This is a genomic window from Azospirillum sp. ST 5-10, assembly GCF_051225715.1.
GTDB lineage: Bacteria > Pseudomonadota > Alphaproteobacteria > Azospirillales > Azospirillaceae > Azospirillum.
The window spans coordinates 145,388-158,442 of record NZ_JBPJSP010000012.1; the positions used below are offsets into that span (position 1 = coordinate 145,388).

Annotated in this window: 11 protein-coding genes; 3 read left to right on the forward strand and 8 right to left on the reverse strand. The window is 72.5% G+C overall.

All coding sequences use genetic code 11. The annotated features are described in order from the left end of the window. Position 1: 1 nt before the first annotated feature. Entirely contained in the window at positions 2 to 1,651 is a 1,650-nt protein-coding gene (boxC, locus tag ACSBPG_RS15660; RefSeq protein WP_435538114.1) for a 2,3-epoxybenzoyl-CoA dihydrolase, read from the reverse strand. Positions 1,652 to 1,959: 308 nt separating this feature from the next. Between boxC and ACSBPG_RS15665 the strand changes: the two genes are divergently transcribed. Both ACSBPG_RS15665 and ACSBPG_RS15670 read left to right on the forward strand, forming a co-directional pair. Continuing rightward, a complete protein-coding gene (locus ACSBPG_RS15665) occupies positions 1,960 to 3,360 on the forward strand; it encodes a selenium-binding protein SBP56-related protein (RefSeq protein ID WP_435538115.1) in 1,401 nt (466 codons plus the stop codon). Then, positions 3,357 to 4,025 (forward strand): hypothetical protein, encoded by a 669-nt coding sequence (locus tag ACSBPG_RS15670; RefSeq protein ID WP_435538116.1) that lies wholly within the window; start codon positions 3,357 to 3,359, stop codon positions 4,023 to 4,025. The genes ACSBPG_RS15665 and ACSBPG_RS15670 overlap by 4 nt, the downstream gene beginning before the upstream one ends. 48 nt (positions 4,026 to 4,073) lie before the next feature. On the opposite strand, the gene ACSBPG_RS15675 is transcribed toward ACSBPG_RS15670, so the two are convergent. From ACSBPG_RS15675 to ACSBPG_RS15705, 7 genes are all read right to left on the reverse strand, one after another. Beyond that, a complete protein-coding gene (locus tag ACSBPG_RS15675; protein WP_435538117.1) occupies positions 4,074 to 5,819 on the reverse strand; it encodes an SLC13 family permease in 1,746 nt (581 codons plus the stop codon). A 188-nt stretch (positions 5,820 to 6,007) separates the two neighbouring features. Continuing rightward, a complete protein-coding gene (locus tag ACSBPG_RS15680; RefSeq protein WP_435538118.1) occupies positions 6,008 to 7,138 on the reverse strand; it encodes a sulfate/molybdate ABC transporter ATP-binding protein in 1,131 nt (376 codons plus the stop codon). 22 nt (positions 7,139 to 7,160) lie between these two features. Further along, complete coding sequence (gene cysW / locus ACSBPG_RS15685; RefSeq protein WP_435538119.1) at positions 7,161 to 8,042, reverse strand: sulfate ABC transporter permease subunit CysW; 882 nt, start codon at positions 8,040 to 8,042, stop codon at positions 7,161 to 7,163. Then, complete coding sequence (gene cysT, locus ACSBPG_RS15690) at positions 8,032 to 8,883, reverse strand: sulfate ABC transporter permease subunit CysT (RefSeq protein ID WP_435538120.1); 852 nt, start codon at positions 8,881 to 8,883, stop codon at positions 8,032 to 8,034. The genes cysW and cysT overlap by 11 nt, the downstream gene beginning before the upstream one ends. A 3-nt stretch (positions 8,884 to 8,886) precedes the next feature. Beyond that, complete coding sequence (locus ACSBPG_RS15695) at positions 8,887 to 9,900, reverse strand: sulfate ABC transporter substrate-binding protein (protein ID WP_435538121.1); 1,014 nt, start codon at positions 9,898 to 9,900, stop codon at positions 8,887 to 8,889. 173 nt (positions 9,901 to 10,073) lie between these two features. Next, entirely contained in the window at positions 10,074 to 10,526 is a 453-nt protein-coding gene (locus tag ACSBPG_RS15700; RefSeq protein ID WP_435538122.1) for an RrF2 family transcriptional regulator, read from the reverse strand. A gap of 31 nt (positions 10,527 to 10,557) precedes the next feature. Further along, complete coding sequence (locus tag ACSBPG_RS15705) at positions 10,558 to 11,571, reverse strand: GlxA family transcriptional regulator (protein ID WP_435538123.1); 1,014 nt, start codon at positions 11,569 to 11,571, stop codon at positions 10,558 to 10,560. 225 nt (positions 11,572 to 11,796) lie between these two features. Here ACSBPG_RS15705 and ACSBPG_RS15710 point away from each other — a divergent pair, with 225 nt between their 5' ends. Continuing rightward, positions 11,797 to 13,050, forward strand: coding sequence for a sarcosine oxidase subunit beta family protein (locus tag ACSBPG_RS15710; RefSeq protein WP_435538124.1), 1,254 nt, complete (start codon positions 11,797 to 11,799; stop codon positions 13,048 to 13,050). Positions 13,051 to 13,055: the final 5 nt, after the last annotated feature.

Genomic DNA, 13,055 nt, shown 5'->3' on the forward strand with positions numbered 1-13,055 from the left:
CTCACACCCTTTCCAGGTTGTAGTCGGCGCGCTTGCCGGAGCCGTAGAGCTTGAGGGCGCCGCCCTCGCCGACCGCGTTGGGGCGCTGGAAGATCCAGTTCTGCCAGGCGGTGAGGCGGCCGAAGATCTTGGTTTCCATGGTCTCGGGGCCGGCGAAGCGGAGGTTCGCCTCCATGCCCGTCAGCGCGTCGGCGGAGAAGCTGGCGCGCTCCTCCAGCATCAGGCGCAGCTCGTCGTCCCAGTCGATGTCGTCGGGCGTGGCGGTGACCAGCCCGCCCCCGCCGGCGGCCTCGGCGTCCAGCTCCTCGCCGATCCGCGCCCGCGCCGCCTCGACGCTCGCCGGCTCGCCGAGGAAGCGGGTGGCGAGGCGCGACAGGCCGTTGCCCATGGGCAGGTCGGCGAAGTTGAGGGCCGACAGGCGGATCGCCGCGGCCGGCCGGTTGTCGCCCTCCCAGCGGCCGTCCAGCATGAAGGAGCGGTCGGCGGCGAAGGCGATCTCCAGGAGGAAGCCGGCGAAGCAGCTGCCCGGCTCGATCAGCGCGAAGAGGCTGCGCGAGGTGGTGTCGAGCCGCTTCAGGGTGCGCTTCCAGTACAGCACGATCTCGCGGCCGAGCCAGTCGGACTGCGCCGCCTGCAGCAGCGCGTCGTAGGCGGCGACCTGGTCGAGGCTGCCCTCGCTGCGGAAGATCCAGGAGGTGACGGTCGGCTCGTTGGTGCGCAGGTGCAGGATCAGGTCGTCCAGCTCGCGCGCCAGGGCGAGCGGCCAGAACGCCTCGCCCTGGGCGTGGATGCCGGCGGCGTCGGCGGGGGGCGCTTCTTCCGGCGCGGTGATGGTGATGTTGGCGGCGCGCACGCCGCGGTCGAGAACGACGCGCACGTGGCGGTAGGCGATGCGGTCGCCGTCGATGGTGCGCTCCAGCGGCGTCAGCGCGATCCCCCGGGCGTCGGCCGGACGGTCGGAGCGGGCGGCGAACTCGGCGGCGCGGGCGCGCACCGTGTCCTGGAAGCGCGACAGCGGCACCACCTCGTCGACCAGGCGCCAGTCGACGGCGCGCTTGCCGCGCACCCCTTCCTCGGTCGAGCTGAAGATGTCGGCGAGGTCGCGGCGCACCTTGCGCTTGTCGGTGACGCGGGTGAGGCCGCCGGTGCCCGGCAGCACCGCCAGCAGCGGCACCTCGGGCAGCGACACCGAGGTGTTGCCGTCGTCGGCCATGATGATGTAGTCGGTCGCCAGCGCCAGCTCGTAGCCGCCGCCGGCCGCCGTGCCGTTCACCGCGCACAGGTAGATCTGCCGCGAGAAGTCGGTCGCGTCCTCGATCGACAGGCGGGTCTCGTTGGTGAACTTGCAGAAGTTGACCTTGTGGCCGTGGCTGGCCTTGCCGAGCATGCGGATGTTGGCGCCGGCGCAGAAGATCTTCTCCTTCGCCGAGGTCACGACGACGCAGCGCACCTCCGGATGCTCGAAGCGCAGGCGCTGCACGGCGTCGTAGAGCTCGATGTCGACGCCGAGGTCGTACGAGTTCATCTTCAGCTCGTACCCGTCGAACAGGCCGCCCGCGGGGTCGACGTCCATCACCAGGGTCGCCACGTCGCCCTCGATGGACAGCTTCCAGTGCTTGTACTGGCCGGGATGGGTGCGGAAATCGATCATCGTCTGACGCCGTTGCGGTTGGCCGGAATGCGGTGATGCAGGAACTATAATGCATGACCGAGGGGCCGGCAACGGCAAAATGCATCATATTACATGCACACCGCATCCGGACGTGCACTATGCTGCAAGGGCGTTGTGTCCGCTCCCGGTCGGCCACCGCCCGATCGGTTTGGGAAGCCACCGCCCGAAATGGGTCGGCACGGCCCTCCACCGGGCGGCGGCCACCGCCCTATGCCCGTTTGATCGGTCGCGGCGTGCGGCGCTAGCTTCTCGGAATTCCGGAGTGCGGCCATCAGGGAGGACGCCCGATGCCAACCTGGACTCCCGATCCCACTTTCTACCCCTCGCCCCGCATGGCGATGCGGGCGCCGCCCGAACGGCTCGCCTATGTGGCGATGCTGAACGTCGCCGCCGATGCACGCCCGGACGCGCTCGGCGTCGTCGACGTCGATCCGGCCTCGCCGCGCTACGGCCGGGTCATCGCCCGGCTGGACATGCCCAACCCCGGCGACGAACTGCACCATTTCGGCTGGAACGCCTGCAGCTCCGCCCTGTGCCCCTATGCACCGCATCCCCATGTGGAACGCCGCTACCTGATCGTGCCGGGGCTGCGCTCCTCGCGCATCCACATCGTCGACACCAAGCCCGACCCGGCCAACCCGAAGATCGTCAAGGTGATCGAACCGGAGGAGCTGGCGGCGCGGGCCAACTATTCCCGCCCCCACACCCTCCACTGCGGGCCCGAGGGCATCTACGTCAGCGCGCTGGGGACCGGAAACGGCGACGGCGGCGGGCCCGGCGGGGTGTTCCTCATGGACCACGAGACGTTCGACGTGCTCGGCCAGTGGGAGATCGACCGGGGGCCGCAGTTCCTGGCCTACGACGTCTGGTGGCATCTCGGCCAGGACACGATGATCACCAGCGAGTGGGGCACGCCCGACATGATCGAGAACGGCCTCGATCCGGAGCTGCTCCTCGGCGCCAAATACGGCCACCAGGTCCATTTCTGGGATCTGCGCAAGCGCCGGCACCAGCAGACCATCGACCTCGGCCCCGAATACCAGCTGGCGCTCGAACTGCGGCCGGCCCACGACCCGACCAGGACGCACGGCTTCATGAACGCCGTGGTCAACCTGACGGACCTGTCCTCATCCATCTGGCTGTGGCACCGCGAGGGCGAGCGGTGGGCGATGCGGAAGATCATCGACATCCCGGCCGAGCCGGCGGACCCGGACCGCCTGCCGCCGCTCCTCAAGGATTTCAAGGCCGTGCCGCCGCTCGTCACCGACATCGACCTGTCGCTCGACGACCGCTGGCTCTACGTCGCGTGCTGGGGGACCGGCGAACTGCGCCGGTACGACGTGGCCGACCCGTTCCAGCCCGAACTGACGGGATCGGTCCGCCTGGGCGGGATCGCCGCGCGGGCCGGCCATCCGGCCGCGGAGGGCGGTCTGAACGGCGGACCGCAGATGGTCGAGGTGAGCCGCGACGGTCGGAGGGTCTACTTCACCAATTCCCTGTACCGCACCTGGGACGAGCAGTTCTACCCCGACGGCATCGAGAGCTGGATGGTGAAGCTCGACGCCGCTCCGGACGGCGGCCTCGCCATCGACGAGCATTTCTTCCTGCGCTTCGACGACGGGTTCCGGGGCCATCAGGTGCGGCTCGAGGGCGGCGACGCCTCGTCGGATTCCTACTGCTATCCATGAGCGATCCCTGGCAATGGCTGGCGCTCGCCGGGCTCGGCGCCTTCCACGGCTCCAACCCGGCGATGGGCTGGCTGTTCGCGGTGGCCCTCGGCCTCCAGGAGGGGCGGCGCGGCGCCGTCTTGAAGGCGTTGCCGCCGATCGCCCTGGGCCACGCCCTGTCGGTGCTGGCGGTGTTCCTGGGCTTCGGCCTGACCCAGCTCGTCGCCACGCCTGAGGTCGTGAAGCCGGGTTTGGCCGCGATCCTCATCGGCTTCGGCGTCCACCGGCTGGGCCGCGGTCCGCGCCACCGGGTGCGGGTCGGCATGCGCACCGGCTTCGCCGGCCTGACCCTGTGGTCGTTCCTGATGGCCTCGGTGCACGGGGCGGGGCTGATGATCCTGCCCCTGCTCCTCGGCATGCTGGCCCCGGCTCAGATGCTGGCCCTGTCGCTGTGCGGACCGGGACGCGACATGACGGGCTCCGTCGCGGCGCTCGGCTCCGCCGCGGCCGGCGCCGCCGTCGTCCTGGTGCACATGGCGGCGATGCTCGCGGTGATCGCCGCCGTCGCCCTCCTGGTGTTCCACACCGTGGGCCTCGGCGTGCTGCGGCGCGGCTGGATCAACTTCGACCGGCTGTGGGCCGGGACGCTGATCGGCACCGGCCTCGCGGTCCTGCTGATCCGGTAGCCGGGTCCGCCGGCCGGCGATCGGCCCGGTCACAGGCCCCAGACCCGGTCACAGGCCCCAGACGAGGAGGATCAGCGCCGCCCCGGCGGCGATCACCAGCAGTTCGAGCCCCGCACCGACGCGGGCGAAGTCGGCGAAGCGGTAGCCCCCCGGCCCCATGACCAGCGCGTTGTTGTGGTGGCCGAACGGCGTCAGGAAGTCGCACGAGGCGCCGACGGCCACGGCGACGAGGAACGGATCCGCCGACACGCCGAGGCGGCCGGCGAGGTCCAGCGCGATCGGCGCCATCACCGCGACGGTGGCGGGGTTGTTCAGCACCGGGGTCAGCAGCATGGTCGCCGCCAGGACGAGCACCAGCGGCACCGCCGGTCCGAGACCGCCGGCGACGGCCAGCACCGTCTGGGCGGCCAGCCCGGCGGTGCCGGTCGCCTGCAGCGCCTCGCCCAGCGGGATCATGGCGGCGAGCAGGACGATCACCGGCCATTCCACGGTGCGGTACAGCTCGGACGGGCTGACGCGGCCGGCCACGACCAGCGCCAAGACGCCGAGGACGAACACGATCTCCGGCGGGGCGAGGCCGAACGCCGCGCCGAGGACCGCCGCCGCGAAGACGGCACCGGCAAGCGGCGAACGGCGCGGCGGCACCGGCAGGTCGCGGTCGGCCAGCAGCAGGCAGCCGAGGTCGGCCGCCGCCCGGCGGATCGCCTCGCGCTCGCCGCGCAGCAGCAGGACGTCGCCGGTCGCCAGCGTCGCCTCGGCCAGCCTCCCCTCGCTGCGCCGGCCCTGCCGGGCGGCCGCCACCAGGGTCACGCCCCAGCGCCCTTCCAGGTCGAGGGTCACGGCGCAGCTCCCCTGAAGCGGCGCGTCGGGCGCCACCACCACCTCCGCCAGCACCCCGTCCGCGGTTCCCGGATCGCCCGCGGCGGCCAGACCGTCGGAGCGGGCGAGCCGCCGCAAGGTGCCGGCGTCGGCCCGGGCGAGGAGCACGTCGCCGTCCCGCAGCGCCTCGCCGGCCAGGCGGGCGAAGACCCGCCGGCCTTCCCGGACGATCCCGTGCACCTCGACGCCGGTGTCGCTCTCCAGCGCGGCGACGGTGCGCCCGGCGCGGGGCGAGCCTGCGGCGACGAGCAGCTCCGTGTCGAAGGCGCCGGGGCCGGCCGGCTCGCCGGCGTCCGCATCGTCCCGCGCGGCCGGCAGGAAGCGCCAGCCGGCCAGGGCGAGGTAGGCGACGCCCAGCACCGCCAGCGGCGCCCCGACCGGGGCGAACGCCAGCAGCCCGAACGGCTCGCCCACCGCCCCGGCGCGGAACCCGGACACCAGCAGGTTCGCCGGCGTGCCGATCAGCGACACCATGCCGCCGAGCAGGGTGGCGTAGGACAGCGGCATCAGGTAGAGCCCCGGCGGCCGGCCCTGGCGGGCGGCCAGCGACAGGGCCACCGGCAGGAACAGGGAGATGGCGCCGATGTTGTTCATGAAGGCCGAGGTGGCGGCGCCGAGGCCGCAGAGGATGGCGAGCTCGGCCGGCAGCGACCGCGCCGGCGCGAGCAGCCGTCCCGCCACCCGGTCGAACACCCCCGACTCCGCCGCCGTCCGCGCCAGGACGAGGACGGCGGCGACCGTGATCACCGCCGGGTTGGCGAAGCCGACGAAGGCGGCCTCCGCCGGCACCAGCCCGGCGCCCACGGCGGCCAGCAGGCCGCCGATCGCCACGACGTCGTAGCGCCACCGCCCCGCCGCGAACGCCGCCAGCACGACCGCCAGGATGGCGGTCAACGCCGCCTGATCGAAACCCATCGCCCGCCCCTGCCGGTGCCGCGTCCTCGCGGATGGTGCACAGCCGCGGTGCCGAGACAAGCGGGATGGACCGGGGTGACCGCATTTGGTCGCTTCGCCCTCTCCCGGGGCGGGAGAGGGCGCATTCCAAGGTCTGCCGGGGAAGCGAAAGTCACGTGCGATGACCCTGCGGCAAGGACACGCCAATGTCAGGGCGGGGGCGAGGCGCGACGGCCCACGGCGGCTCCCCCGCCCTGGCGGAATGGGACGAGCTGCATCGGCCCGGCCCCGCCCGGCCGCTCCTCGGCGAAGACCAGCCCCCTGCGGACCGCCACCCGCACCCGGTCCCCGGCGCGCGGGGACGCGTCCCGGCGGTCGGGCGGGAGCGCCACCTCGAGCACCGTGCCGGCGTAGTCGACCTCGGCCCGCACCAGCGGCCCCACCTCGTAGACCCGCCGGACCGTGCCCGACGCCCCGTCCTCGCCGCCCGGCAGCAGGTCGATGTCGTGGGGCCGGACGTAGAGCGTGGCCGGTCCGGCGTGGCCGGACACCCCGCCGAGCGGCGTGCCCGGTCCGGCGAGGCGCGCCTGCCCGCCGTCGATCGTGCAGTCGATGCGGTTGGCGTCGCCCAGGAAGTCGTAGACGAACGCCGAGGCGGGGGCGCGGTAGACGGCGCTCGGCGTGCCGGCCTGCTCGATGCGGCCGCGGTTCATCACCACGACCCGGTCGGCCAGCTCCAGCGCCTCCTCCTGGTCGTGCGTCACGAAGACGCTGGTGATCCCCATCTCGTCGTGCAGGTGGCGCAGCCAGCGCCGCAGCTCCTTGCGGACCTTGGCGTCGAGGGCGCCGAACGGCTCGTCCAGCAGCAGCACCCGCGGCTCGATGGCGAGCGCGCGGGCCAGCGCCACCCGCTGGCGCTGCCCGCCCGAGAGCTGGCTGGGGTAGCGGTTCGCGGTCCACTCCAGCTGGACCAGCCGCAACAGCTCATGAACCCGCTCGATGATGGCCGCCTTCGACGGGCGCAGCGCCCGCGGCCGCACCTGCAGGCCGAAGGCGACGTTGTCGAACACCGTCATGTGGCGGAACAGCGCGTAGTGCTGGAAGACGAAACCGACCCGGCGCTCGCGCGGATGACGGCGCAGCGCGTCCTCGCCCCCGAACAGGACGCTGCCGGCGTCCGCCGTCTCCAGGCCGGCGACGATGCGCAGCAAGGTCGTCTTGCCCGACCCGGAAGGGCCGAGCAGGGCGACCAGCTCGCCCTCCCCGATCCGCAGGTCGACGGCGTCGAGCGCCGTGTAGGCCCCGAAGCGCTTGGTGATGCCCTGGATGTCGATGTGCATGATGGGGCTCCGGTCGCGAGGGTCAGTGGCGCCGGGTCGCCGCCAGCTCGTCGGCGTAGCGCCATTCGAGCAGGGCCTTGGCGACCAGGGTGACGAGCGCCAGCAGGGCGAGCAGCGAGGCGACCGCGAAGGCGGCCACCATGTCGTACTCGGTGTAGAGGATCTCCACGTGCAGCGGCATCGTGTTGGTCTCGCCCCGGATGTGGCCGGAGACCACCGACACCGCGCCGAACTCGCCCATGGCGCGGGCGTTGCACAGCAGCACGCCGTAGAGGAGGCCCCACTTGATCTTCGGCAGGGTCACCCGGCGGAAGGTCTGCCAGCCCGAGGCCCCCAGCACGATGGCGGCCTCCTCCTCCTCGCTGCCCTGCTCCTGCATCAGCGGGATCAGCTCGCGGGCGACGAAGGGAAAGGTCACGAAGACGGTGGCCAGGACGATGCCGGGCACGGCGAAGATGATCTTGACGTCGTGCTGCTGCAGCCACGGCCCCAGCCAGCCGTGCAGCCCGAACAGCAGCACGTAGACGAGGCCCGAGATCACCGGCGACACCGAGAACGGCAGGTCGATCAGCGTGGTGAGCACGCTCTTGCCGGCGAACTCGAAGCGCGCGACGCACCAGGCGGCGGCGACGCCGAACAGCAGGTTCAGCGGCACCGCGATGGCCGCGGCGAGCAGGGTCAGGCGGATGGCGGCGAGTGCGTCCGGCTCGGCCAGCGACGCCGCGTACGCCGCCACGCCGCCGGCCAGGGCTTGGCTGAAGACGACCACCAGCGGCAGCACCAGGAACAGCGCCAGGAAGCCGAGCGCCAGGCCGATCAGGCCGCAGCGGACGGCCCGCGGCTCCGACAGCGCCGTCGGCGCGGGGAGTGCGGCGCCGGCATCCCATGGAGCGTCAAGAGCCATGGCGGGACCTCGTCCAGGATTGCAGCAGGTTGATCACCAGGAGCATGGCGAAGGAGGCCGCCAGCATCAGCGTGGCGATGGCGGTGGCGCCGGCGTAGTCGTACTGCTCGAGCTGGATGACGATCAGCAGCGGCACGATCTCCGACGCCATCGGCAGGTTGCCGGCGATGAAGATGACGGACCCGTACTCGCCGACCGCGCGGGCGAAGGCGAGCGCGAAGCCGGTCAGCAGGGCCGGCAGGATCGCCGGCAGGATCACCCGCAGGACGGTGGACGGCCGCCCCGCGCCGAGCATCGCCGCGGCCTCCTCCTGCTCCGCCTCGAGGTCCTGGAGCACCGGCTCGACGGTGCGGACGACGAAGGGGAGGCCGACGAAGGTCAGCGCCACGACGATGCCGAGCGGCGTGAAGGCCACCCTGAGGCCGAGCGGGTCGAACAGGCCGCCGATCCAGCCGTTGGGCGCGTACAGCGACGCCAGCGCGATGCCGGCGACCGCCGTGGGCAGGGCGAAGGGCAGGTCGACCAGGGCGTCCACCAGGCGCCGGCCGGGGAAGTCGTAGCGCACCAGCACCCAGGCGACGAGCAGTCCGAACACGGCGTTCAGGCCGGCGGCGGCGAGCGCGCTGCCGAAGCTCACCTGGAACGCCGCGATCACCCGCGGCTTCAGCACCGCCGCCCAGAAGCCGTCCCAGCCCAGCCCGGCGGCGCTCGCCACCAGCGCCGCCAGGGGAACGAGCACGATCAGGGACAGGTACGTCAGGGTGAACCCCAGCGCGATCCCGAAGCCGGGAAGCACGCTGGGCTTCTTCAGCGCACCGGCCCAGGCGAGAGCGCCGGCCATGGCTCAGCGCCCCGGCGTGTAGATCTGGTCGAAGACGCCGCCGTCGGCGAAGAAGGTCGCCTGCGCCTTCGACCAGCCGCCGAACTTTTCGTCGACGGTGAACAGGGGCACCTGGGGGAAGCGGTCGGCGTAGCGCTTCGCGACCTCGGCCAGGCGCGGCCGGTAATGGTTCCTGGCCGCCAGCTCCTGGCCTTCCGGCGAGTAGAGGTGGCGCAGGTACGCCTCGGCGATCCTACGGGTGCCGCGCCTGTCGACGACGGCGTCGACGATGGCGACCGGCGGCTCGGCCAGGATGCTGAGCGACGGCACGACGATGTCGAAGTGGTCGGGGCCCAGCTCCTCCACCGCGAGGAACGCCTCGTTCTCCCAGGCCAGCAGGACGTCGCCGATGCCGCGCTGGACGAAGGTGATGGTCGAGCCGCGGGCGCCGGTGTCGAGCACGGGGACGTTCCGGAAGAGGTCGCGCAGGAAGTCGCGGGCCTTGGCCTCGTCGCCGCCGGCGCGGTCGAGGGCGTAGCCGTAGGCGGCGAGCACGTTCCACCGCGCGCCGCCGGAGGTCTTCGGGTTGGGCGTGATCACCTGGACGCCCGGCTTCACCAGATCGTCCCAGTCCTCGATCCGCTTGGGATTGCCCTTGCGGACGAGGAAGACGATGGTCGAGGTGTAGGGGGCGCTGTTGTCGGGAAATTCGCTCTGCCAGTCCTTGTTCATCCGGCCGGCCTCGGCGATGGCGTCGATGTCGTAGGCGAGCGCCAGGGTGACCACGTCGGCCTCGATGCCGTCGATCACCGACCGCGCCTGCTTGCCCGACCCGCCGTGCGACTGCCGGACCGTCACGGTCTCCCCGGTCCGCGCCTTCCACGTCTCGGCGAACGCCTTGTCGAACTGCGCGTAGAACTCGCGGGTCGGGTCGTAGGAGACGTTGAGCAGGCTGCTGTCGGCCCGCGCCGCCGGCGCGCCGCAGGCGAGCGCCGCACCGGCCAGGAGGACCGCGAAGGAACGGGTGCGCAGGGTCATCGTCGACTCCATCGGCATGGGGCCGGCGTGCCGGCCCGATACCCCATATACCCGATCAACTTGGTCGTGATCGCAAGCGAAAAATCCTTCGCCGATGTGAATACCCACGAATTGGGTGAAGATTTACAGTGCCGCGCCGTCAATCAGGCGCGGCGCGCCGGGAGGCCCGTTGATCAGGCGCGCCGCGCCTGGAGAAGCGAGTCCGCCGTCTCCTCCGAAGCCGCCGCGTCGGCGAGGCTGGTCCCCTCGAGGATGCGGACGGTGGCGTCGTGGACGCCGGCGTAGACGCGCCGGATGGCGCACGCCGCTTCGTCGACGCAGTCCTCGCACCGCCGGTAGGCCATGCGGCTGAGGCAGGGCAAGGGGGCGATCGGCCCGTCGACGACGCGCACCACCTGCGCGAAGGTGATCTCGGCCGGCGGGCGGATCAGCACGTAGCCGCCGTTCTTGCCGCGCCGGCTGCCGACGAGCCCGTGGTGCTTGAGGTCGAGCAGGATCTGCTCGAGGAAGCGCTTGGGAATGCGGTGGCGCTCGGCGATGTCGGCGATCTGCAGCGATTCCCCCTCGTCGGCGGCGGCGAGGGCGAGCAGCGCGCGCAGGGCGTATTTGGCTTTCTGTGAGAGCATCCCGCCACTATAGCCCGTCCGTCGGACCGCGTCAGCGGCGTCCGGGGCGTTGCGGTGGAAGGGCGCGCGGCCGCTCGGCCCCGGGGGGATGGCCGAAGCGGCCCTTGAAGCGGCGCGAGAAGTGGCTGGCGCTGGCGAAGCCGCAGGCGACGGCGACCTCGGCCAGGGACAGGGTGGTCTGCCGCAGCAGGGCGCGGGCGTGGTCGAGGCGCAGGCCGAGGTAGTGGTCGGCCAGCGTGGTGCCGAGATGGCGCGCGAACAGGCGCTCGAGGTGGCGCTGCGACAGCCCGGCGACGGCGGCGATGCGGGCGCTCGTCAGCGGCGTCTCGATCGCCGCCTCCATGGCCTCCATCGCCTTCAGCAGGCGCGGATGGCTGACGCCGGTGCGCTCGCGCAGGTCCATGCGCTGCGGCCCGCTGCCCTGGCGCACCCGCCCGTGCAGGAACCAGTCGCTGACCGCGTTGGCGAGCGCCGGGCCGTGGTCGGCGGCGATGAACGCCAGCATCAGGTCGAGCGCGGCGATGCCGCCGGCGCAGGTCAGCCGGGTGCCGTCGATCTCGTACAGGGTGCGGAAGATGCGGGCCTCGGGGAACTCCTCCAGGAAGGCCGGGATGTGTTCCCAGTGGATGGTGCAGCGGTACCCGTCGAGCAGGCCGGCCCGCGCCACCACGTAGGGACCGCCGGAAATGCCCCCCACCCGCCGGCCCCGCCGCGCCAGGTGGCGCAGCCAGGCGAGCGTCGCCGGGTCGCGGAAGGTGGCGGGGTTGCCGCCGGCGCACACCAGGACGGTGTCGAAGTCCGCCGTCCCGCCGACGCGGTGGTCGGCCAGGATGGTGGCGCCGTTGGACGCCGTCACCGCGTTGCCGTCCGGGGCGATGTGGGACCAGCGGTAGAGGGTGCGCCCCGACAGCACGTTGGCGGCGCGCAGGGGCTCCACCGCCGACGCGTAGGACATCAGCGCGAATCCGGGGATCAGCAGCAGGCCGATGGTGCGCGTCGGCGGCGCCGCCCGGTCGGCGCCGGCAGGAGGGGTGGCGTGGGGCATCACGTGCCCACAATGGCGCGGCGCGTCGGCCAAGGAAAGCGCGGCAGAAGGCTCCCCACCCTCCCCCGGCCCGGCCGGGGGAGGGAGCGTCAGCGCGTGGCTGAAACGTGCGATGCGTAGGATGTCCGGATCGGACACAAAGAGGTCGCTTCCGGGCAGACGGAGGCGGCGGCGACCGGCGACAGTCATGGGTCCGTTCCCCGCCGCCCGAGAGGCGCCCGACCGATGCCCGCGTATTCGCTGCTCAGCCTTCTCGCCAACGCCGTGACCGGGCAGACGGGCTGGCGCCCCGCCTGGCGCGACGCCGAACCCGCGGCGGCCTACGACGCGGTGGTCGTCGGCGGCGGCGGCCACGGCCTCGCCACCGCCTACTACCTCGCCCGCGAGCACGGCCTGAGCCGGGTGGCGGTGCTGGAGAAGGGCGTCATCGGCTCCGGCAACGTCGGGCGCAACACCACCATCGTCCGCTCCAACTACCTGCTGCCCGGCAACATCCCCTTCTACGAGCACGCGCTCAAGCTGTGGGAGGGGCTGGAGCAGGACATCAACTTCAACGCCATGGTCAGCCAGCGCGGGGTGCTGAACCTCTGCCACTCCGACGCCCAGCGCGACGCCTACGCCCGGCGCGGCAACGCCATGCGGCTGCACGGGGTGGACGCCGAGCTGCTCGACGCCGACGCGGTGCGCCGCCTCGTCCCCTTCCTCGACTACGACAACGCCCGCTTCCCGATCCGCGGCGGCCTGCTGCAGCGGCGCGGCGGCACGGTGCGCCACGACGCCGTGGCCTGGGGCTACGCCCGCGCCGCCGACCGGCGCGGCGTCGACATCGTGCAGAACTGCGCGGTCACCGGCCTGCGCATCGAGAACGGGCAGGTGCGCGGCGTCGAGACCACCCGCGGCTTCATCGCCGCCCCCAAGGTGGGGCTGGCGGTGGCCGGCCGCTCGTCGGAGCTGGCGGCCATGGCCGGGCTGACCCTGCCGCTGGAGAGCCACGTCCTGCAGGCCTTCGTGTCGGAGGCGGTGAAGCCGCTGATCGACATCGTGCTGACCTTCGGCGCCGGCCACTTCTACGTCAGCCAGTCGGACAAGGGCGGGCTGGTGTTCGGCGGCGACATCGACGGATACAACTCGTACGCCCAGCGCGGCAACCTGCCGGTGATCGAGGACGTGATGGAGTGCGGCATGGCCCTGTGGCCGGGCATCGGCCGGCTGCGGCTGCTGCGCCACTGGGGCGGCATCATGGACATGAGCATGGACGGCTCCCCGATCATCGACCGCACGCCGGTGGCCGGGCTCTACCTCAACGCCGGCTGGTGCTACGGCGGCTTCAAGGCGACGCCGGCCTCGGGCTGGTGCTTCGCCCATCTCATGGCCCGCGACGAGCCCCACCCGCTGGCCGCCGCCTTCCGCCTCGACCGCTTCGCCACCGGCCACCTCCTCGACGAAAAGGGCGCCGGCGCGCGCCCCAACCTCCACTGATCCGG

Excerpts from the sequence above, each read along its gene's own strand:
- ACSBPG_RS15695 (WP_435538121.1), bottom strand. The coding sequence starts at position 9,900 with ATGACCCTGCGCACCCGTTCCTTCGCGGTCCTCCTGGCCGGTGCGGCG.
- ACSBPG_RS15680 (WP_435538118.1), bottom strand. The coding sequence starts at position 7,138 with ATGCACATCGACATCCAGGGCATCACCAAGCGCTTCGGGGCCTACACG.
- ACSBPG_RS15710 (WP_435538124.1), top strand. The coding sequence starts at position 11,797 with ATGCCCGCGTATTCGCTGCTCAGCCTTCTCGCCAACGCCGTGACCGGG.
- ACSBPG_RS15700 (WP_435538122.1), bottom strand. The coding sequence starts at position 10,526 with ATGCTCTCACAGAAAGCCAAATACGCCCTGCGCGCGCTGCTCGCCCTC.
- ACSBPG_RS15675 (WP_435538117.1), bottom strand. The coding sequence starts at position 5,819 with ATGGGTTTCGATCAGGCGGCGTTGACCGCCATCCTGGCGGTCGTGCTG.
- ACSBPG_RS15705 (WP_435538123.1), bottom strand. The coding sequence starts at position 11,571 with ATGCCCCACGCCACCCCTCCTGCCGGCGCCGACCGGGCGGCGCCGCCG.
- cysW (WP_435538119.1), bottom strand. The coding sequence starts at position 8,042 with ATGGCTCTTGACGCTCCATGGGATGCCGGCGCCGCACTCCCCGCGCCG.
- cysT (WP_435538120.1), bottom strand. The coding sequence starts at position 8,883 with ATGGCCGGCGCTCTCGCCTGGGCCGGTGCGCTGAAGAAGCCCAGCGTG.
- ACSBPG_RS15670 (WP_435538116.1), top strand. The coding sequence starts at position 3,357 with ATGAGCGATCCCTGGCAATGGCTGGCGCTCGCCGGGCTCGGCGCCTTC.
- boxC (WP_435538114.1), bottom strand. The coding sequence starts at position 1,651 with ATGATCGATTTCCGCACCCATCCCGGCCAGTACAAGCACTGGAAGCTG.
- ACSBPG_RS15665 (WP_435538115.1), top strand. The coding sequence starts at position 1,960 with ATGCCAACCTGGACTCCCGATCCCACTTTCTACCCCTCGCCCCGCATG.